At 70.2% G+C, this 18,702-nt stretch carries 18 protein-coding genes and 1 tRNA gene; 4 read left to right on the top strand and 15 right to left on the bottom strand.

Features of this window, described 5'->3' with window-relative positions; all coding sequences use genetic code 11:
• Window positions 1–890 precede the first annotated feature (890 nt).
• Window positions 891–2,096 carry a Na+/H+ antiporter NhaA gene (gene nhaA, locus C8P69_RS20460; protein ID WP_108179311.1) on the top strand — a complete coding sequence of 402 codons (1,206 nt, stop codon included), beginning with the start codon at window positions 891–893 and terminating at the stop codon, window positions 2,094–2,096.
• A gap of 4 nt (window positions 2,097–2,100) precedes the next feature.
• Here the strand turns inward: nhaA and C8P69_RS20455 are convergent, their stop codons facing one another.
• The 4 genes from C8P69_RS20455 to C8P69_RS20445 all read right to left on the bottom strand — a co-directional run bounded on the left by C8P69_RS20455 (window position 2,101) and on the right by C8P69_RS20445 (window position 6,729).
• Window positions 2,101–3,324: a glycosyltransferase gene (locus C8P69_RS20455; RefSeq protein WP_108179310.1), complete on the bottom strand. Its 1,224-nt coding sequence runs from the start codon at window positions 3,322–3,324 to the stop codon at window positions 2,101–2,103.
• On the bottom strand, window positions 3,321–4,526 hold the full coding sequence (locus C8P69_RS20450; protein ID WP_108179309.1) for a glycosyltransferase: 1,206 nt from the start codon (window positions 4,524–4,526) through the stop codon (window positions 3,321–3,323). Before C8P69_RS20450 ends, C8P69_RS20455 begins: the two co-directional genes overlap by 4 nt.
• Entirely contained in the window at window positions 4,523–4,699 is a 177-nt protein-coding gene (locus C8P69_RS23960; RefSeq protein ID WP_170118321.1) for a hypothetical protein, read from the bottom strand. Before C8P69_RS23960 ends, C8P69_RS20450 begins: the two co-directional genes overlap by 4 nt.
• Before the next feature lie 140 nt (window positions 4,700–4,839).
• Entirely contained in the window at window positions 4,840–6,729 is a 1,890-nt protein-coding gene (locus C8P69_RS20445) for an extracellular solute-binding protein (protein ID WP_108179308.1), read from the bottom strand.
• 268 nt (window positions 6,730–6,997) lie between these two features.
• Between C8P69_RS20445 and C8P69_RS20440 the strand changes: the two genes are divergently transcribed.
• Complete coding sequence (locus C8P69_RS20440) at window positions 6,998–7,426, top strand: hypothetical protein (RefSeq protein ID WP_108179307.1); 429 nt, start codon at window positions 6,998–7,000, stop codon at window positions 7,424–7,426.
• A 20-nt stretch (window positions 7,427–7,446) separates the two neighbouring features.
• Here C8P69_RS20440 and C8P69_RS20435 read toward each other — a convergent pair whose 3' ends face one another.
• Window positions 7,447–7,908: an Lrp/AsnC family transcriptional regulator gene (locus C8P69_RS20435; protein WP_108179306.1), complete on the bottom strand. Its 462-nt coding sequence runs from the start codon at window positions 7,906–7,908 to the stop codon at window positions 7,447–7,449.
• 147 nt (window positions 7,909–8,055) lie between these two features.
• On the opposite strand from C8P69_RS20435, the gene C8P69_RS20430 reads away from it, so the two are divergent.
• Window positions 8,056–10,446, top strand: coding sequence for a transketolase (locus tag C8P69_RS20430; protein WP_108179305.1), 2,391 nt, complete (start codon window positions 8,056–8,058; stop codon window positions 10,444–10,446).
• A 757-nt stretch (window positions 10,447–11,203) separates the two neighbouring features.
• On the opposite strand, the gene C8P69_RS20425 is transcribed toward C8P69_RS20430, so the two are convergent.
• The 5 genes from C8P69_RS20425 to C8P69_RS20405 all read right to left on the bottom strand — a co-directional run bounded on the left by C8P69_RS20425 (window position 11,204) and on the right by C8P69_RS20405 (window position 15,471).
• On the bottom strand, window positions 11,204–11,932 hold the full coding sequence (locus tag C8P69_RS20425) for a ribonuclease T2 family protein (RefSeq protein WP_108179304.1): 729 nt from the start codon (window positions 11,930–11,932) through the stop codon (window positions 11,204–11,206).
• A 96-nt stretch (window positions 11,933–12,028) separates the two neighbouring features.
• The gene (locus C8P69_RS20420) at window positions 12,029–12,571 is read right to left on the bottom strand and encodes a hypothetical protein (protein WP_108179303.1); all 543 of its coding nucleotides are present in this window, start codon (window positions 12,569–12,571) and stop codon (window positions 12,029–12,031) included.
• A gap of 105 nt (window positions 12,572–12,676) precedes the next feature.
• Entirely contained in the window at window positions 12,677–13,255 is a 579-nt protein-coding gene (locus tag C8P69_RS20415) for a Smr/MutS family protein (RefSeq protein WP_108179302.1), read from the bottom strand.
• A complete protein-coding gene (gene mltA / locus C8P69_RS20410) occupies window positions 13,252–14,727 on the bottom strand; it encodes a murein transglycosylase A (RefSeq protein ID WP_108179301.1) in 1,476 nt (491 codons plus the stop codon). Before mltA ends, C8P69_RS20415 begins: the two co-directional genes overlap by 4 nt.
• Window positions 14,728–14,748: 21 nt before the next feature.
• Entirely contained in the window at window positions 14,749–15,471 is a 723-nt protein-coding gene (locus C8P69_RS20405; protein ID WP_108179300.1) for a Tim44/TimA family putative adaptor protein, read from the bottom strand.
• 233 nt (window positions 15,472–15,704) lie between these two features.
• Between C8P69_RS20405 and C8P69_RS20400 the strand changes: the two genes are divergently transcribed.
• Window positions 15,705–15,992, top strand: coding sequence for a PilZ domain-containing protein (locus tag C8P69_RS20400; protein ID WP_170118320.1), 288 nt, complete (start codon window positions 15,705–15,707; stop codon window positions 15,990–15,992).
• 40 nt (window positions 15,993–16,032) lie between these two features.
• Here the strand turns inward: C8P69_RS20400 and C8P69_RS20395 are convergent, their stop codons facing one another.
• From C8P69_RS20395 to C8P69_RS20375, 5 genes are all read right to left on the bottom strand, one after another.
• Window positions 16,033–16,311 (bottom strand): hypothetical protein, encoded by a 279-nt coding sequence (locus C8P69_RS20395; RefSeq protein WP_108179298.1) that lies wholly within the window; start codon window positions 16,309–16,311, stop codon window positions 16,033–16,035.
• Window positions 16,312–16,422: 111 nt separating this feature from the next.
• Window positions 16,423–16,507 (bottom strand) — tRNA-Leu (locus C8P69_RS20390).
• Between the two features lie 71 nt (window positions 16,508–16,578).
• Window positions 16,579–17,502, bottom strand: coding sequence for a tRNA pseudouridine(55) synthase TruB (gene truB / locus C8P69_RS20385; RefSeq protein ID WP_108179297.1), 924 nt, complete (start codon window positions 17,500–17,502; stop codon window positions 16,579–16,581).
• Entirely contained in the window at window positions 17,499–17,915 is a 417-nt protein-coding gene (rbfA, locus tag C8P69_RS20380; RefSeq protein WP_108179296.1) for a 30S ribosome-binding factor RbfA, read from the bottom strand. The genes truB and rbfA overlap by 4 nt, the downstream gene beginning before the upstream one ends.
• 85 nt (window positions 17,916–18,000) lie before the next feature.
• Window positions 18,001–18,693, bottom strand: coding sequence for a nucleotidyltransferase family protein (locus C8P69_RS20375; RefSeq protein WP_108179295.1), 693 nt, complete (start codon window positions 18,691–18,693; stop codon window positions 18,001–18,003).
• Window positions 18,694–18,702 lie beyond the last annotated feature (9 nt).

Raw genomic sequence — 18,702 nt, 5'->3', positions numbered from 1 at the left:
GAGCGCTGGGCTACCGTTCCCCGCGCGAGTTCATCGCATCACGAGCAAACGAAACTACGGTGGCGATCGCGTCCGATAATTAAGGGGCTACAACACTCGTCCCGGTCTGCTCATCCGCCAAACGCCTGCCCCCACATACTTCGCGAAGCGCCTGCCTAAGCGCTGACCGCCTCCGAAATTTCACCGGTCCCAAGTCGAATTGGTCGGGCTCTTCCGATGCCATCAGGTGGCAGGGAATAAAGTGCACAAGCGTTGAACACTTCCTTTTTGCACCTTTAGCTACCGCGCTCAGCAGCTTGTCAATTTCTCGCGCATCGATTGGCCGCTTTCGCTTCAAGAACCTCTCTACTAGCTCGCGCTTGGTGGATAGGATAAGGCTCTGTTGGGATACACGGCCACGCACCTGCGGCAGAGCGCCGGCAGCAGCAGCCAAGCCTTCGATCCTCTCCCACGCTTCATCACCGCACTCTAGATCGCCGCGGCCACTTGGGTGGGGTAACGTAGCCCAAAGCGACATCGCTGGACGGGCGTCGTAAGGCAGGCTCGCGATGCGAGCACACTCTTTGAGGATGAAGTAGACATCGTCAGCCAGTGCCTCTTTATTTCCCATTCAATACTCCGTGCGGGCAGGTTGATCACAACCAATTTGTCCAACTCCGGACAGCCTGCGGAGGTATCTGTGGTTGCGCAACCTAGAATAGCGTCGGTACCATCCGAAAAAACAAATCGACCGCCCACGCGACACCGTGCCACCGGCACCTTACGCCCCGTCGCGGGTTGATCCGTCGTGGCGGAAATCCTAACCTTCGCCCCTGAGGCGTGTGCTGCGTGCGCCGGGATCAGCCCCGAAACGGAGACCTGAACCGAACCCGACACGAGGAGCGCAGCCCGTGCCCGCCGACCATACCGTCACATCCCCGCGGACCCGTTTCCGCTCGACCCTGCGCGCCTTCGTTGAGAGTTCGGCCGCAGGCGGCATCGTGCTCATGGTGGCCGCGGCGCTGGCCATGGTCGTGGCGAATTCCGCGCTCGCCCCCGCCTATTTCGCCGCGCTGAAGACCTATATCGGCCCGTTGAGCCTGCTCCACTGGATCAACGACCTCCTGATGGCCGTGTTCTTCCTGCTGGTCGGCCTTGAGATCAAGCGCGAGTTCCTCGACGGCCAGCTCTCCACCTGGCCGCGCCGCATCCTGCCGGGCGTCGCCGCCGCGGGCGGCATGGCGGTGCCGGCGCTGTTCTTCGTCGCCTTCAATCTCGCGACGCCTGAGACCATGCGCGGCTGGGCCATTCCGACCGCCACCGACATCGCCTTCGCCCTCGGCGTGCTGGCGCTCCTCGGCAACCGCGTGCCGGTCTCGCTCAAGATCTTCCTCACCGCGCTCGCCATCATCGACGATCTCGGCGCGGTCATGATCATCGCCGCCTTCTACACGGCCAATCTCTCCATGGCCTGGCTCGCCGGCGCCATTGGCGTTCTCGCCATCCTCGCGGTGCTGAACCGCATGAATGTGCGCTCCCTCCTGCCCTACCTGCTGCTCGGCGCCGTCCTCTGGGTGCTGGTGCTGAAGTCCGGCGTCCATGCGACGCTGGCCGGCGTGGCGCTGGCGCTCACCATCCCCCTGCGCGGCGCCGATGGCCGCGGCGACGATCATTCGCCGCTGCACACGCTGGAACATGCCATCCAGCCCTGGGTGGCCTTCGCCATCGTGCCGATCTTCGGCTTCGCCAATGCCGGCGTTTCGCTGGCCGGCTTCTCGCTCGCCTCGCTGCTGGCGCCGCTGCCGCTCGGCATTGCCGCCGGCCTCTTCGTCGGCAAGCAGATCGGCGTCTTCGGCACGACCTGGGCGGCGGTTCGCCTCGGCTGGGCCGACCGACCGGAGCATGCCACCTGGCCGCAGGTCTATGGCGTCGCCCTGCTCTGCGGCATCGGCTTCACCATGAGCCTGTTCATCGGCCTGCTCGCCTTCCCGTCCAGCGCCGTGCTGCAGGACCAGGTGAAGGTCGGCGTCCTCGCCGGGTCGATCCTGTCGGCGGTGGTCGGCACGCTGGTCCTGCTGGTGGCGAGGCGCGAGGCGGTCCCCACCCCCAGCCGCTGACGGCTCAGGAGAGGTCGCGCTCGAAGGCGGCCAGCACCGCGTCGAAGCTCCCCGGTTCCGGCACGGTGGAAGCCCGGCGCGGCACCGGCGCCGGGCGGCCTTCCCGCCAGTCGGCATGGCGGGCGCGGATCACCGCCAGCAGCGCCTCGAACTCCTCCGGCGGGTCCACCGGCAGATGCGCCAGCGCCGCCTCCTCGCGGAAGGCCGCGAAGTCGGAGACCACCACCGGAATGCCGAGCGCCTGGGCGCGGGCGAGCGTGCCGGAGGTCTCGCCGCAGGAGGGGAAGCGCAGGTTCACCTGCAGGTCGAGCCGCTGCTGCCAGGCGGTCAGCGCGTCCTCGTCGACATAGCCGGTGAAGGTCACCCGGTCGCCGATGCCTGCGGCGGTGGCATGGGCCGTGGCGGCACCGCGCTGGTCCTCGTCGATGGCGCCGACGAAGACCAGCCGCGCCGCTGACCGCTCGGCCGCGGGCAGGCCGCGCAGGAAGGCGGCGAAGGCGTCGATCAGCACGTCGTTCCGCTTGGTGGGATTGAAGAAGCCGACCGACCCCACGGTGAACGGCGCACCAGCCTCGCGCTCCGGCACGTGCGGGGGCACGGCACCGAAGGGCGCGGGGTGGCGCGCCACGCGCACCGGCGGCAAGGGCTTGCCGGCGATCCGCTCCGTTTCGAGCCGCAGTTTCGCATAGTGGGAATGGACGATGAGGCCGGAGGCCTGCCGCGTGGCGAGCCCGAGCCCGAGGACGAAGTAGCGCGCGGTTTGCGGCAGGGCATCGAAGCCGGCGATGAGCCGCGCCGCTCCCGCGCCATGCTCCTCCATCAGGGCCGCCTGCTCGTCGGCGGGCCCAAGTCCGTGCAGCCCCGCGCGGGAGAGGCGCCGGATCAGCGGATAGGCGCTGAGGTCGTGGATGACGGCGATGACCGGCACGGGCAGGCCGCGGGCGAGGGCCCCCCAGATCCAGCCATGGAACATGTTGGCCGCGAGGAAAACCACGGCGAGGTCGCCCGGCGCCATGGCCCTCGCGCCGAGGCCGTCCGCGGGCTGCACGGGCAGCGGTCCGGCGCGGGTCATCAGGCCGGGATGGTCCGGGCCGACCTCGTCCCACAGCACGAGCCGTGACACGACATCCGGTCCGCGCGCGGTGATCAGCTCATCGACGAGCTGGCGCAGATAGTCGGCCGTTCCGGTGGGGGCCGGTGGCACGGGGGAGATGAGATGCAGCCTCATCGTCCGCCCCGCAGCACCGCGGTGATCAGCGGCTCCGCCGCGGCTGCAGCCAGCACGGCGTCCCAACTGCAGGCGACGACCTGCGGCCGGCGCGTCGCGGCCCGGGCGCGGATCGCGGCGCGGTCGGAGAGGTCGAGCGCCGCCAGTCGCGCGGCGAAGGCGTCCGGCGGGACGCAATGGACCCCCGGCGCGCCTGTCCGCTCCTCATGGCCGCGGAAGGCGATGGGCGTGCCCACCACCTCGCTCGGTCCGAGCAGGGCCTCGGCGGTCTTCAGATTGGTTCCGCCGCCGGTGGTGAGGGGGAGCACCACTCCATCCGCGAGGCGGAAGGCCGCGCTCCGTGTCGCCGCATCGACGCGGCCGAGGGCGTGGACGTTAGGCATCGTGCAGCCCGTCTGCCGCAGCCAGTCGGCATAGAGGCGGCAGACCTCGCCCATGATCAGGAGCTGGAAGCCGGCGAGCGGCCCGCCGGGCCGCATGGGCGTGACCACGAGGTCGCGCAGGCCGATCCAGTTGGGCTGGTAGTGGGCGCCGATGAAGGCGAGGACCGGACGGGCAGGGTCAAGCCGGGCCCGCAGCCGTGCCAGCGCCGCGGCGTCGCTGTCGTCCTCCACGACCGGCGGATCGGCGCCGTTCGGCACCTGCACGATGGCGGTCGCGCCCATGGCGGCATAGCCCGCCGCATCGGCCTCGCAGCAGGCGATGACCAGATCGGCGCGGGCGATGAGGGCGCGCTCCATCCGTGCCAGCTGCTCGACGACGGCCGGAGCGGTCCGGCCGAGGCGGGTGAGGAGGTCGCGGCGGGCGCGCCATTCGACATTGTGACCGCTGTAGACGACCCGGGTCGCGCGATCCTCTGCGACGGAGGCGACCAGCGGCCAGAGGAAGGGCTGCTCGCACCAGAGGATATCCGGCGCCAGCATGTGCAGGCGGGCGGCGAGCCTCTGGCGCAAGGCCGGGTCGCGCCGCACGGCATCCGCCAGGCGCAGCTCGAAGGCCTGGGGATCGGCCATCACCCAGAGGTCCGCATCGGGATCCAGGGCGATGTCGTCAGCGCCGACATCGTCGCGGTGGGGCGTCACGCAGACCGGCCGGCGATCCCCGCCCAGTCGGTCGATCAGGCTGCCGAGGCGGTCAACGCGGATCTGGCCGCCGGTGACGATCTCCCGAAGCGGAAAATTCGCCAGCTGGACGACGGTCATTGCCGCGCCATACGGGCCTCGCCACCGCCATCGGCTGCCGCGCGGGCCTCCATCTCGGCAAGCCGGGCGGTCAGCTGGTCGATCCGGCGCTCATACAGGGCGCTGGTGGCGTCGAGCCCGTGGCGCAGGTGCTCGACCTCCGCCTCCAGCCGTGCCATCCGCATCGACAGCACGCGACGGCGCCGCAGCCATCGTCGTCCCCGGCGCAACTGGTGTCGCAAGAACCCGATCACGCGGCGGCATGCCCTCTGTCCATGCAGGGTCGATAAGCCCAAACCAGAGCGGTTTGCAACTCTGGGGCGAGTGGCGCAGATCAGCTCCGCTCGATCCGCGCAGCCTTGGCCGGGTCGAACCACCAGGTGGAGGGCACACCCTTGGCATAGCGCGGCTTGGTCTCGGGGAAGCCGAACATGTCCCAGTAGGCCAGCCAGCTCGACGGCTTGTACCAGTTGGGCACCCAGTAGCGGCCCGACCGCAGCACCCGGTCGAGGCAGCGGCACAGCACGGTGAGCTCGGCGCGGCTGTTGGCGGCGAGGATCTTGTCGATCAGCGCGTCGATGACCGGGTCGGCGATGCCCGCGAGGTTCTGAGAGCCCGGCTGCCGGCCGCTCTGCGAGCCGAAGAAGGTGCGCAGCGACTCGCCCGGGGTCAGCGACAGCGAATAGCGGCGGATGGTCAGGTCGAAATCGTAGTCCTTGAGCCGCGCCTGGTACTGGGCCGAATCCACCCGGCGGATGTTCGCCTCGATGCCGAGGCGGCGCAGGTTGGCGACGAAGGGCTGGGTGTGGCGCTCCAGCGAATTGTCGAAATCGAGGAACTCGACCGTCATGGGCCGGCCCGCGGCATCGAGGAGCTTGTTGTCGCGCAGCGTAAAGCCGGCCTCGCGCAGGAGCTGGGTGGCCTGCCGCAACAGGTTGCGGTCCTGGCCCGAGCCGTTCGACACCGGCGGCACATAGGGCTCGCCGAAGACCTCGTCCGCCACCTTGCCGCGGAAGGGCTCCAGCACCGCCAGCTCCTCCGCCGAGGGCGCGCCGGTCGCCATGAGCGGCGAGTTCTGGAAGAAGGAATGGGTGCGCCGGTAGCTGTCGAACATGACGTTCTTGTTCGTCCATTCGAAATCGAAGGCGAGGCCGAGCGCCTCGCGCAGCTTCGGATGGGCGAATTTCTCGCGGCGGGTGTTGATGAACCAGCCCTGTGCGCCGGACGGCGTCTCGTCGGCAATCTCGCGGCGGACGACGCGGCCGTCCTTGGCGGCGGGGAAATCGTACTGCGTCGCCCAGGCGCGCGAGGTGAACTCCTCGCGGAACGTATAGGTGCGGCTCTTGAAGGCCTCGAAGGCGACGTCGCGGTCGCGGAAGAACTCGAGGCGGATGGTGTCGAAATTGTTCTGGCCGAGCCCGACGGGCAGTTTCTCGCCCCACCAGTCCCTGACACGGTCATATTCGATGAAGCGGCCGGCCTCGAACCGCCCGACCTTGTAGGCGGCCGAGCCCAGCGGAACGTCCATGGTCGAGGCCTCGAAATCGCGGTTCGCATACCAGGCCTTCGAGAGGATCGGCAGGCCGGCGACGGTGAGCGGCAGCGAGCGCGAGCGGCCGGGCGCGAAGCGGATGACCACCACCTTCGCGCTCTCCGCCTCGGCCCCGGCGAGGTCGCGCAGCACGACGCGCAGCAGCGGGTGGCCCTTCTCCTTCAGCGTCAGGAAGGACCAGGCGACATCCTCGGCGGTGATCGGCGTGCCGTCATGGAACCGCGCGACGTCGCGGATGGTGAAGCGGTAGGTGAGGCCGTCGGCGCTCATCCGCACGCGCTCGGCGACGAGGCCGTACATGGAATCCGGCTCGTCGCCCGACCCGGTCATGAGGCTCGCGAAAATGCCGTCGAGGCCGGGCGGCGCGTCGCCGCGCAGCACCAGCGTGTTCATCGTGTTGAAGGTGGTCGGGTTCTGGTTGAAGGCCCAGCTCGCCGCGGTGTGGACGAAGGTGCCGCCCTTGGGCGCCTGCGGGTTCACATAGTCGAAATGGCGGAAGTCGGCCGGGTATTTGAGGTCGCCGAAGGAGGACAGGCCATGGCTCTCGGTCTCGGCCTGGGCGCGCAGTGCCTGCGGTCCGAGGAGGCCGGCGCCGGCCGCGCCGGCGGCCAGGGTCAGGACGGTGCGGCGGGACAGGCGCGGGGTTCGGCGCGGAAGGATGGGTCGCTGCATGGTCGCTCGGCCTCCTGATGCGGTGAGCGAGAGGGTAGAGCCTGAAGGCGCGCTGTCAAAGGCGAGGGCCTGCGGCGCCGAAACGCAGCCTGTCTCATTGGAAACACAGCCTATTCGGTAACGGCACGGACGCACAGCGTTGCGCTGGCATAAGGCGATGCGTCAGGGGGGCGGTGGTCTCCACGGCCGATGCGGGGATCGACCCGCACGCGGCGGTGGAGGCGACCGTCGGGGACCTCGGACACCTCACCCGCAAGGACCCTCGATCATGTCATTCACGCGCCGCTTCTTCGCCACCGCCGCCGCCTTCGGGCTGGCCCTCGCCGTCCTCTCCGGCGGCCAAGCCCTCGCCCAGCGCGACCCGCCGGCGCCGCCGGCCACCCAGGCCGAATTCCGCACCTTCATCGCCGAGTTCCGCCAAGCGCTGCGCGCCAATGATGCAAGCGCCGTCGCCTCGCTCACGCGCATGCCGATCTACTATGACGATGCCTTCCGCGACCGGGCCTATTTCGAGACCCGGATCTATCGGCGCATGTTCACGCAGCGCGACCGCAATTGCCTGCAGACGGCGCGACCCGTTTACTACAAGGACGGCGAGGGCACCGAGGGATTCTCCCTGTTCTGCGGCCGGACCATTTTCATCTTCACGAAGAAGACGGACGGATTCCGCTTCGAGGGGACCCATCCTGACGACTGATGTCCCTCGGCCCGAGGCCCTCACCCGATCGGCAGCACGTTGGTGTGCTTCACCTGGGCGAGGGCGAAGGAGCTCTCGATCGAGGCGATGCCGTCGAGGCGGGTGAGCCGGGCCTTCAGGAAACGCTCATAGGCCGGAAGATCCGCGCAGACGACGCGCATCAGGTAATCCCGCTGGCCGGTCATCAGGTAGCACTCCATCACCTCGGGCCAGCGGGAGACGGCCTCGGCAAACCGGTCGAGGTCCTCCTCGCGCTGGCGCTCCAGCTTGATGGAGATGAAGACGCTGACCGGCAGGTCGACCGCCTTCTGGTCCACCACCGCCACATAGCCGCGCAGGATGCCGGCCTCCTCTAGCCGCTTCACCCGGCGCAGGCAGGGTGTCGCCGACAGTCCGACCTTCTCGGCCAGGGCCTGGTTGGTGATGCGCCCGTCGCGCTGCAGTTCGGCGAGGATGCGGCGGTCGATGGCATCAAGCGTCATGGCGATCTTCCACTCATGAGAGGCTCAAAATTAGCAGGATCTGCTGATTGTGTCCCATCTGTCGGATGATCTTTGGTGGGAATGCACCGGCGGCGCTTGGCATGATCGCGCACCCCCGCACCTCCCCGCCGCCGCCCGGAGACCGCCGTGACCGACCGCCTGAAGGCCCTCGCCGCGCTCGAGCAGAAGATCCTCTGGCTCGCCTCCTGGACGATCCACAATGCCAACCATCTGCGCGACAACCGCGACGGGCTGAAGGTCGGCGGCCACCAGGCCTCCTCCGCCTCGCTCGCCACCATCATGACGGCGCTCTACTTCGCCGTGCTGCGGCCCGAGGACCGGGTGGCGGTGAAGCCCCATGCGAGCCCGAACTTCCACGCCATCCAGTATCTCCTGGGCAACCAGACCCGCGAGAAGCTGGAGAATTTCCGTGGCTACAAGGGCGCGCAGAGCTATCCCTCGCGCACCAAGGACGGCGACGACGTCGATTTCTCCACCGGCTCGGTCGGCCTCGGCGTCGCCCAGACGCTCTTCTCCTCCCTCGCCCAGGACTATGTCCGCGCCCATGGCTGGGGCACCGAGCGGCCGGAAGGCCGCATGGTCGCCCTCATCGGCGATGCCGAGATGGACGAGGGCAATATCTACGAGGCCCTCATCGAGGGCTGGAAGCACGGTGTGAGGAACACCTGGTGGGTGGTCGACTACAACCGCCAGAGCCTCGATGCCGTGGTGCGCGAGGGCCTGTGGGAGCGCTTCGAGGCCATGTTCCGCAATTTCGGCTGGGACGTGGTGATCCTCAAATACGGCAAGCTGCTGGAGGCCGCCTTTGCCGAGCCCGGCGGCGAGCGGCTGCGCCAGTGGATCGACACCTGCCCGAACCAGCTCTATGCCGCGCTCTGCTACCAGGGCGGCGCCGCCTGGCGGAAGCGCCTGCAGGACGATATCGGCGACCAGGGCGCGGTGACAGCGCTGCTCGACCGGCGCTCGGATGCCGAACTGGCCCGGCTCATGACGAACCTTGCCGGCCATGACATGCCCTCGCTGCTCGAGGCCTTCGAGAGCATCGACCACGACCGGCCCGTCTGCTTCATCGCCTATACGATCAAGGGCTTCGGCCTGCCCTTCCAGGGCCACAAGGACAACCATGCGGGGCTAATGACGCCGGCGCAGATGGAGGCCTTCCGCACCGCCATGAATGTGCGGCCGGGGAAGGAATGGGAGCCCTTCGAGGGCCTCGCCGTGCCGGAGGCGGAGCTCAGGGCCTATCTGAAGCGCGTGCCCTTCGCCGCGCGCGGCCGCCGCCGCTTCTCGGCGCCGAAGCTGCCCGTCCCGGCGCGCCTGGCGGTGCCGGCCCAGGCCGCCATGTCGACCCAGCAGGGCTTCGGCCTCATCCTCAACGAGATCGCCAGGGGCAGCGAGCCCTTCGCCGAGCGCATCGTCACCTGCTCGCCGGACGTGACCGTCTCGACCAATCTCGGCGCCTTCGTCAATCGCCGCGGCCTCTTCGCCCGTGAGGCGCTGGCCGACACCTTCCGGCAGGAGCGCATTCCCTCGACCTTCGCCTGGGACTTCTCGCCGAAGGGCCAGCATATCGAGCTCGGCATTGCCGAGATGAACCTCTTCATCCTGCTCTCGGCCCTCGGCCTCACCCATTCCATCCACGGCGAGCGGCTGCTGCCCGTCGGCACGCTCTATGACCCGTTCATCCAGCGCGGCCTCGATGCCCTCAACTATGCCTGCTACCAGGACGCCCGCTTCATGCTGGTGGCGACGCCGTCCGGCGTGACCCTCGCCCCCGAGGGCGGCGCCCACCAGTCCATTGCGACGCCGCTCATCGGCATGGCGCAGGACGGGCTCGCCGCCTTCGAGCCGGCCTTCGTCGACGAGCTCGCGGCGATCATGCGCTTCGGCTTCGACTACATGCAGCGCGACGGCGAGGGCGATCCGGACGAGGAGACCTGGCTGCGCGACGAGACCGGCGGCTCGGTCTATCTGCGCCTGTCGACCCGCACCATCGACCAGCCACAGCGCGCCATGGACGAGGCCCTCTCGGCCGATGTCATCAATGGCGCCTACTGGATGCGCAAGCCCGGCCCGAACGCCTCGGTGGTGATCGCCTATATGGGCGCCGTGGCGCCCGAGGCCATCGCCGCCGCGGGCCTTCTCGCCGAGACGCATCGCGATGTCGGCGTGCTCGCCATCACCTCCGCCGATCGGCTCAATGCCGGCTGGACGGCGGTCGAACGCGCCCGCCAGCGCGGCCATCACGGCGCGACGAGCCATGTGGAGCGACTGCTCGGCGGATTATCGCGCGATTGCGGCCTCGTCACGGTGGTCGACGGCCATCCGGCGACGCTGGCCTGGCTCGGCGCCGTCCACGGCCATCGGGTGCGCTCGCTCGGCGTCGAGCATTTCGGCCAGACCGGCACGATCGACGACCTCTACCGGCACCACGGCATCGACGCCAACGCCATCCTGCACGCCGCCCAGGCGGTGATGGGCGCCCGTCCCGTTCGCTACCTGCGCCAACTCGCCTGAGCGGTCCCGGAGCGGGACGCAAGGGTTAACCGGCAGGCGGGGCGGCGGGGCTCGGCGCGTCGGCACATTGTTCCGGATGGCCCGATCCGGCCAGATTGGGCCGGGGGCAAAGCCGGAACGCGGCCGTTCTCCTGATTCGGACGCGATTCGTTCGCCGGCTGATCGAAGGGTTAACGGCGACGGGAATCGTGGGGTTGTCCGTCTTGCCCTGCGAGCCGGCGGCCTCACGCTTGCTCAGATGCCCCTCACCCTTCCCTCTCCCCGCAGGCGGGGAGAGGGGGCGACAGCGTCGCGCGTGTTCCGATCCGTCCGCTGGCAAGGCCCGCGCTGTCACAGACACGCCCACGCCGAAACGCTCTTCGCGCTGGCGGGTAGATGCGCCGACACGATCAAGCCTCACCGCCAACGGGCTGGGCCTGGCGTGACGCCTGTGGGCAGGACGGGACGTCGTCGTCCCCTCTCCCCGCCTGCGGGGAGAGGGAAGGGTGAGGGGCCGTGAGCCGCCTCCTCCCCGGCGACGCGCGCTTTCCGCGAACCTGCGCGCCGGTGCGTTGCCCCGAAACGGCACGCGCCGGTCATCTCCGGCAGGAGCACAAGCGCTCGTCCGCGCACCACACCCCGCGACACCCGTCGGCGAGCGGCCCGAAACCCCCGGCATTCCGCCGGAACGAAGCGCGATCCGGATCATGTCCGTGATTCGGACGGGATTCGTTCACCGCCCGGTCCGGAGGTTAACGCGCCGCGTCAGGTCGCCCTGTCAGCTGCGGCCCGACCGCACCGGCGGCATGACGAGGCGCTGCGCCCGGCATGCCCGCCGGTCGATCTCCTCGCAGGCCGTGAAGTTCATGTCGCGGCCGATGCAGATGCGCACCTCGCGCAAGCGGCGCTGGTCGCACTGCACCGCCACCATGTCGCGGCCAAGCCCGGGATTGGCGCGGATGAAGGCCTCCTCGACCTCGTCCGGCGTCACCGTCTTCGGCTCGGCGAGGGCCTCGAACTCCTGCGGGATGCGGATCTTGGCGCGGGCCTGGCGCACCAGCTCGAAATAGCTGCGCGGCGAGCGCGCATCCGCACAGGTGCCGTGCTTGGCCCACTGGTGCCGCACGAGGCCCGGTGCCGGCATGATGTCGAGCATGCCGTTGATCACCGAGCGGTCGAGATAGGGCGGCGGCACCTGGCAATATTCCGGGAAGCCGCGGGTGCGCTGCGGCCAGAGGCCGTGCACGACGAAGGCATAGGGCCTCTCGCCGGCGCATTGCATGGAGCGCTCGGTGCGGTCGGCATTGGCCTCACAGAACGAGGGCGACCAGGACAGCGCCAGCACGAAGAAGTCGAAGGAGCCGGGTGCCGCGCCTGGTTGGGCCTGGGCCCGGGCCGGTGTGGCGGCGGCGAGCCCCGCCGTTAGGCCCGCGGCCAGGAGCGCCGCCAGAAGCACGGCCGACCAGCCGCCACGCACTGCCCTCAGGACCTGCCGAACACCGACCATGGAACACCTCCCACGCTGCCGGCAGTCTCGCCGCTAGTCAGGAACGAAACAAGAACGGACTTTTCCGGATGCAGCTCAGCCCCGGCCGGATCGCGGTCAGGGCCGCGCCATCCGGCAGGCCGGGTCGAAGCTGCGGCCGCGGTCGAGGCCGGAGACGCACCATTCGACGCCGAAGCTCGCCCCGATGATGCCCTGGTCCTCCATGATCGCGTAGTCGATGCGGCGCACGCGGCCGTCGGACAGCACGGCGCGCGCGGTGCAGAAGCGGCGCGGGATCAGGTTCTGGTTATAGGGATTGGTGGTGACCAGCCGCACATGGTCGAAACCGCGGATGGAGAGGCTCGAATTCCAGAACCGCTCCTCCTTCTCGGCAAAGCGCCGCTGGATCTTCTCCAGCGCGGCGGTGTCGTCGCAGGGCAGCAGCTGGTTCTGGTAGCGCGGATCGCGGAACAGCAGTACGCCCGCCACGCCGCGCATCCTGAGGTCCTCGCCGAGGCCGGCAGCGTCGCCCGGCACGCGGCTCGTCGACCAGGTCGTGCCATTGAGGCCGCGCGGGCCGGCGGTCTGGGCCTCGGCCGGCGCGCCGGTCAGCAGGCCGGCGGCGAGGGCGACGAGGAGGGCGGAAAGGCGCGGGCGCATGGGGCGGCTCACTGCGGTTCGGATGCTTCAGCGACGATTCACGCGCGATGCCGCCCGGTCAAGGGCGCGATGGCCACAGCGGCGGGAAATCGACGGCTCGGGCGCTCAGGGCCGGCGGATGCGCACATAGAGCGCGCCAGCGCCGCCATGGCCGGGCGCCGCCTCCTCGAATCCGATCACCAGCGGCCGCATCTCCGGGAGTGACAGCCATTCCGGCACGACGCGCCGGAGCACGCCGCGCGGCGCATAGGGATCGGGGCGGAACATGTCCTCGTCGATGTCCCGCAGGCGCTTCGGCGCGCCCTTGCCGGTGATGACGATGACGAGCTGGTGGCCCTCGGCCTGGGCGCGGCGCAGGAAGGCGATGAGCCGGCGATGCGCCGCCTCCTGGGTCAGCCCGTGCAGGTCGATCCGCGCATCGGCATCGCGGCGGCCGCGCTGCAGCTGGCGCTTCAGGCCCTTCTCGAGGGCGGCCAGAGGTGGCGGCGCGGGTGGCGCGGGCGGGGCCGGCTTGGTCGCCGTGCGGCGGGCGGGCTTGGCCGGGGCGGCGACGACCACGGGGGGCTCGGGCTCCGGCTCGGGCTCGGGGGCCACGCGCGCCGGGTCCAGCGGCGTGACGGACCGCGCCACATGCGACCACAGGCGCTTGTCCTCGGCCGAGAGGTCCTTCTTGCGGCGGCTCACGGCCGTGGCTCCGGCACGGGCACCTGCGCCACCTCCGGCGAGAGGCTCCTTGGCAGCAGCACGAACCAGTTGGCGCGATGGCGGATGCGGCCGGCCACCGATCCCGCCTCCAGTCCCGTCCCGAGATAGAGGTCGCCGCGCGCCGGCCCGACAATGGCCGAGCCCGTGTCCTGCATCACCATCAGCCGCCGGAAAGGCTCGCCCGTCTCGCCGATGCCGGTGGGCAGCAGGCCGTCGATGAAGACCGGCGTGCCATAGGCATGGACGTTGCGGTCCACCGCGATGGTGCGCCAGTCCGTCACCGGCACGCCCTGTGCGCCGATCGGCCCGTCCTCGGCTGAGAGCTCGCTCTTCACCCGGAAGAAGACATAGGAGCGGTTCTGCCGACGCACGTCGCGGGCGGGCTCCGGATTGTCGGCCATCCAGGCGCGGATGAAGTCCATCGACATCTGCTCGCGCGTGGCGATGCCGCGTTCGATCATCACCCGGCCCACCGGCACGTAGCGGTGGCCGTTATGGGCGGCATAGCCGATGCGCAGCGTCGTGCCGTCGGGAAAGCGCAGGCGCGCCGACCCCTGGATCTGCGTGAACATGACGTCGACCGGATCGCGCGCATAGGCGATCTCGAGGCCCCGGCCGGCGAGCGCGCCCTCCTCGATCTCGCCGCGGTCGAAATAGGGCAGGAAGCGGCCGTTGACCCAGCGCCCGGCTCCGGAGCGGGCGTCGAAGCCGCTGCCGCTGCGCGCCGAGACGAGATCGTCCGGTTTGGCGTGGAAGGGCGCGGGGAAGGCGTCGGTCCGCTCCCGCGAGGCCAGCACCTCCGGCTCGTAATAGCCGGTGAGGAAGCCGTCGGCCTCGATGCGCTCGCCGAAGCGGGCGATGCGGACGGGACGGAACTCGCGCTCGAAGAAGGCGCGGGCCTCCGCCGCCGGAACGGGATCGGGCAGCGCCATGGCGCGCGGGCAGATCTCGCGCACCGCCTGCCAGACGCGCGGCGCCGTGCGCGGCGGGCCTGAGGCGGCGAGGATCGTGCGGCAGGAGATGCGGAAGGCCTTGAGCGCGAGGTCCTGCCGGTCCTCCGCCCAGCCGGGCAGGTCGGCGAAGCGGGCGGCCTCGCTCCAGGTCTCCGGATAGACGAAGGGGAAGCCGGAGGCGTGGGCTGCGGCCGGGTCAGCCTCGGGCTCCGCGGCGGGCGATGCCGCGGCGGTCGCAGGGGCCGGGGCCGGAGAGGGCGTGGGGGCTTCCGCCGCTGGAGCAGCCGGGGCCGGTTCGGGCGAAGCCGGCGGGGCGGGTGCAGCCGCGACATCCGGGGCAGCGGGCACCGCCGGCGCAGCGGGTGCGGGCGGAGGGAGCAGGAACAGCAGGTCGTTGGAGCCCGCGGTGGCTGGCGCGGCGGCGAAGAGGCTCGCCGCCAGGATGAGGCCCGCCGCGGCGGGCCGGATCAGGGACAGCCGTGTCGATCGCCATCGCATGGGCCGTCCCCCGGGAGAGGATCAGCCGCCGGCTTCGGTGGCGATCAGGCGCCAGTTCGGATCGCGGTCGGTGACGTTGCGGGCGAAGGTCCACACATCCGTCACGTCGACGACCTTGTCCGGCGAGCCGTCCACCACCGTGCCGCTGCGGTCGCGGGTGGCGGTGACGAGCTGGGAGACGAACTTCATCGTCACCTGCGCCTGGTCGCCGCGCAGCTGGGCGTCGACGATCTCGGCGCGCTCGATGCCGACGAAACGGGTCTCCACCTGCTCGCCGCGCGTCTCGCGATCGCGGATCGCCGCCTCGAAGCCGTCGAACACGTCCTTGGCGAGCAGGTCGCGCAGCATGCGGCGGTCACCCGAGGCGAAGGCGAGGACGATCATCTCATAGGCCGCCTTGGCGCCGCCGATGAAGCCGCCGGGCTCGAAGGAGGGATCGCGCGAGGCGATGCCGTCGAAGCCGCGGGCGAGCGGCGTGCCGGGGGCGGCAAAGGCGCCCCAGCGCGGCTCGGCCGGATCGACGGCCACGGGAGCCGGCGCGGGACCGCGGTTCGGCAGAGGGATCACCTCGCCGCCCTGCGGGCCGGGCGCACCCGGAGGCCGGGCACCGGGAGGAAGGTCGCGCGGCCGGAACGGATCCTGCTCCGAGCCGGTCTTCGTGCCGAGCACGCTCCGCAGCCGGAAGAAGATGAACACCGCGAGGGCGAGGAAAATGATCGTGTAGATGTCGAACACGTTGGTCATGTCGCCGTTGAGAGAAACAGGCCCGTCACGATCCGCAGCACGCCGCGAGGGACCTCCAGTGTAACTGCATCGTGGCCTTCAGATAAGGCCTTTTTCGGAGGCCGCCAGTCCGCTGCGGCATGCCGCCTCGCAGCCGGGTCCCGCCGCAGGGCGCCGGGCCACATTCCCTCGCGCGGAAAGCCTTTCGCAACGGAATGACGCTAGGTTGCAGATGGGAGGTGGGACATCCCGCAATGGCAAGGCAGAGCATCAGCGAGCGGCGGCGCGGCGGCCGGCGTCAGGATCTACGCTACAGCGCCCGCATCGAGAACCTCGCGGACGGTGTCGAGACGGCCTGCACCATTCTGGACGTGTCGCAGACCGGCGCGCGGCTTATCGCCCGCGATCCCGACCAGATCGGCGAGGAATTCCTCCTGCGCCTTGCCATCGGCCGCCAGGCCCAGCGCCATTGCGAGGTGGTCTGGCGCGACGGCGCCACCATGGGCGTCCGTTTCCTCGTCGCCCCGGAGCCGGGGCCCTGACGCAGCCCCGCCGCGCGGCGAGGCTGCGCGAGGCTTGAGGTCAGGAGCAGCGGCGCTCGCGGCGAATGACCACCGTGCCGTTCGGCCGCTCGGTGCGGATTACCACATTGCGGCAGCGCTCGCGGACGATGACGCGCGGGCCGCGCCGCTCACGGATGATGACCCGGTCCGGACCGCGATCGCGCCGCCAGCCGGCACGGCTGTCCTCGGCGCGGATGCGCACGCCGCCCTCGCCGGCGCGGATGCGCAGGTCCTGGGCGAAGCTCGGTGCGGAAACCAGAAGGGCGGCGGCGAAAGCGCCGAGGGCGAGACACTTCATCAGGAGGTCCTCGTTGAGGTCAGGACCCGTTCAACCCCGCGCCGCACCTGTTGTTCCTGGGGCCGGAAAAGCAAACGCCCGCGTGCGGGTGGCACGCGGGCGCTGCGAAATTGGTGCCCAGAAGAGGACTCGAACCTCCACGACTTTCATCACTGGTACCTGAAACCAGCGCGTCTACCAATTCCGCCATCTGGGCGAAGGCGGCTCTCATAGCGAGCCCGGCGGGGCACGTCAACGTGCCTTTGCCGGGAAAGCGCATCGCCGCCCTCAGGGGCCGAAGACGAAGACGCGGCGCGGCACGAGTTCGCCGGCCTCCACCTCGCAGAGCGCGATGGGATCGCCGCCGCAGGAGGCCCAGACCGTGCCCTCGATCGGCGCATCGCGGCCGCGCAGGATCGTGCTCTGGCCGCGCAGCAGCCGGCCCGCCACGTCGCGGTTCACCTTGACCTCCGGCACCTCCGACAGCGCCGCCTCGACGGGCAGGAGCGCGTCCTCCAGCGTCTGGTCGGCGATCTGGCCCTCGGCGAGCTCGCGCAGCTCCTCCAGCGACACCGTGTCGTCCTCGCCGAAGGGGCCGACGCGGGTGCGGCGCAGCTCGGTGACATGGCCGAGGCAGCCGAGGTCGCGGCCGATATCGCGGGCGATCGCCCTGACATAGGTGCCCTTGCCGCATTCGGCCTCGAAGGCGGCGCTCTCGGCGGAGAAGGCGACGAGCTTCAGGCTTTCCACCGTGATGGGACGGGCCTCCAGCGTCACCTCCTCGCCGTCGCGGGCGAGATCATAGGCGCGCTCGCCGCCGATCTTGATGGCGGAGAATTTCGGCGGCACCTGCATGATCGTGCCGGTATAGCGCGGCAGCAGGGCCTCGACGGCCTCGCGCGTCGGGCGGGTGTCGGAGCGCTGCGTGACCTCGCCCTCGGTGTCGTCGGTCGCGGTCTCGGCGCCCCAGGCGACGGTGAAGCGATAGGTCTTGCGGCCGTCCATGACGAAGGGGACGGTCTTGGTCGCCTCCCCCAGCGCGATCGGCAGCAGGCCCGTGGCGCGCGGGTCGAGCGTGCCGGCATGGCCGCCCTTCTTGGCGTTGAACAGGCGGCGGACCTGCGACACCGCATGGGTCGAGGTCATGTCGAAATCCTTGTCGAGCACCACCCAGCCGTGGACATCGACCTTCTTGGAGCGCGGCTGGTTCATGCCTCGTCGTCCTTGCCGCCGTCGCGGCGCACGTCGCGCTGCACCGCCTCGCTGTCGAGCAGGCGGTCGATGCGCGAGCCCTCCTCGAAGGAGGTGTCGATGCGGAAGCGCAGGTCGGGCGCGAACTTGAGGTTCGTGCGGTGCGCGAGCTCGCCCCGCAGGTAGCGCTTGTTGCGGGCGAGCGCCTGGATCACCGCCTCCTGGTTCTGGCCGCCGAGCGGCATGACGAAGCAGGTGGCGATCTTCAGGTCCGGCGACATGCGGACTTCCGGAACGGTGACGATGGTGGTCTCCAGCACCGGGTCCTGGATCTCGCCGCGCGACAGGATTTCGGCGAGACCGTGGCGCATCAGCTCGCCGACGCGCAATTGCCGCTGGGACGGGCCGGAGCCCGTGTCGAATCGTTTGGCCATGGTCGTGACGTCCTTCGCCCGGGATCGGACCGGGTGGAAGCGGATGGGAGGCGGGCACATACACCCGCGGGGGCGGAAAGGGAAGTCAGAAGGCGGCGAGTGCCGCTTCCGCCTCGCCGATGGCGGCGGGCGTGCCGACATGCAGCCAGAGCCCGTCGAGCACCAGGCCGAAGAGCCGCCCCTGCGCGAGGGAAGCGTTCCACAGCGCGTTGAGCGAGAAGATCTCGCCGGCCTGGCGTCCCGCGAAATCAGCCTTCCGCATCACCGCCGCGCCGGCATAGGCGAAGGGCGCGCGCGGCGCCGCGCCCCGCCGGGTGAGGCGGCCCGCCTCGTCGCGGAAGAAATCACCCGGCCCGTCGAAGCCGACGCTGCCCTCCATCGGCGCGAGCAGCAGCAGCGTGTCCATCAAGGCCGGATCGAAGGCCTCGACAAGCCGGGCGATGTTCGATCCCGCGCGGTCTCGCCAGAAGGAATCGGCGTTGCGGATGAGGAAGGTCTCGCCGAGATGATCGAGCGCCCGGGCGACGCCGCCGCCGGAATCGAGGATTTGCGCGCGCTCGTCGGAGATGGTGACTGCCGGCCTCGTCCGTCCCGCCACGGCCCGCTCGATCTGGTCGGCGAGGTGGTGGACATTGACCACGGCGCGGATCACGCCGGCCTCGGCCAGCGGGTCGAGCACATGGTCGAGCAGCGTCTTGCCGGCGACCTCGACGAGCGGCTTGGGAATGCGGTCGGTGATCGGCCGCATCCGCGTGCCGAGACCCGCCGCAAGCACCATGGCGCTGTC

This window comes from Phreatobacter oligotrophus (genome assembly GCF_003046185.1).
In the GTDB taxonomy this organism is placed as follows: domain Bacteria; phylum Pseudomonadota; class Alphaproteobacteria; order Rhizobiales; family Phreatobacteraceae; genus Phreatobacter; species Phreatobacter oligotrophus.
This window is presented reverse-complemented; position numbering and strand designations above follow the sequence as displayed.

Coding starts and splice junctions, on each gene's coding strand:
- C8P69_RS20455 (WP_108179310.1), bottom strand. CDS start 3,324: ATGAGGCTGCATCTCATCTCCCCCGTGCCACCGGCCCCCACCGGAACG.
- C8P69_RS20450 (WP_108179309.1), bottom strand. CDS start 4,526: ATGACCGTCGTCCAGCTGGCGAATTTTCCGCTTCGGGAGATCGTCACC.
- C8P69_RS20445 (WP_108179308.1), bottom strand. CDS start 6,729: ATGCAGCGACCCATCCTTCCGCGCCGAACCCCGCGCCTGTCCCGCCGC.
- C8P69_RS20440 (WP_108179307.1), top strand. CDS start 6,998: ATGTCATTCACGCGCCGCTTCTTCGCCACCGCCGCCGCCTTCGGGCTG.
- C8P69_RS20435 (WP_108179306.1), bottom strand. CDS start 7,908: ATGACGCTTGATGCCATCGACCGCCGCATCCTCGCCGAACTGCAGCGC.
- C8P69_RS20425 (WP_108179304.1), bottom strand. CDS start 11,932: ATGGTCGGTGTTCGGCAGGTCCTGAGGGCAGTGCGTGGCGGCTGGTCG.
- C8P69_RS20420 (WP_108179303.1), bottom strand. CDS start 12,571: ATGCGCCCGCGCCTTTCCGCCCTCCTCGTCGCCCTCGCCGCCGGCCTG.
- mltA (WP_108179301.1), bottom strand. CDS start 14,727: ATGCGATGGCGATCGACACGGCTGTCCCTGATCCGGCCCGCCGCGGCG.
- C8P69_RS20405 (WP_108179300.1), bottom strand. CDS start 15,471: ATGACCAACGTGTTCGACATCTACACGATCATTTTCCTCGCCCTCGCG.
- C8P69_RS20400 (WP_170118320.1), top strand. CDS start 15,705: ATGGCAAGGCAGAGCATCAGCGAGCGGCGGCGCGGCGGCCGGCGTCAG.
- C8P69_RS20395 (WP_108179298.1), bottom strand. CDS start 16,311: ATGAAGTGTCTCGCCCTCGGCGCTTTCGCCGCCGCCCTTCTGGTTTCC.
- truB (WP_108179297.1), bottom strand. CDS start 17,502: ATGAACCAGCCGCGCTCCAAGAAGGTCGATGTCCACGGCTGGGTGGTG.
- rbfA (WP_108179296.1), bottom strand. CDS start 17,915: ATGGCCAAACGATTCGACACGGGCTCCGGCCCGTCCCAGCGGCAATTG.
- C8P69_RS20375 (WP_108179295.1), bottom strand. CDS start 18,693: ATGGTGCTTGCGGCGGGTCTCGGCACGCGGATGCGGCCGATCACCGAC.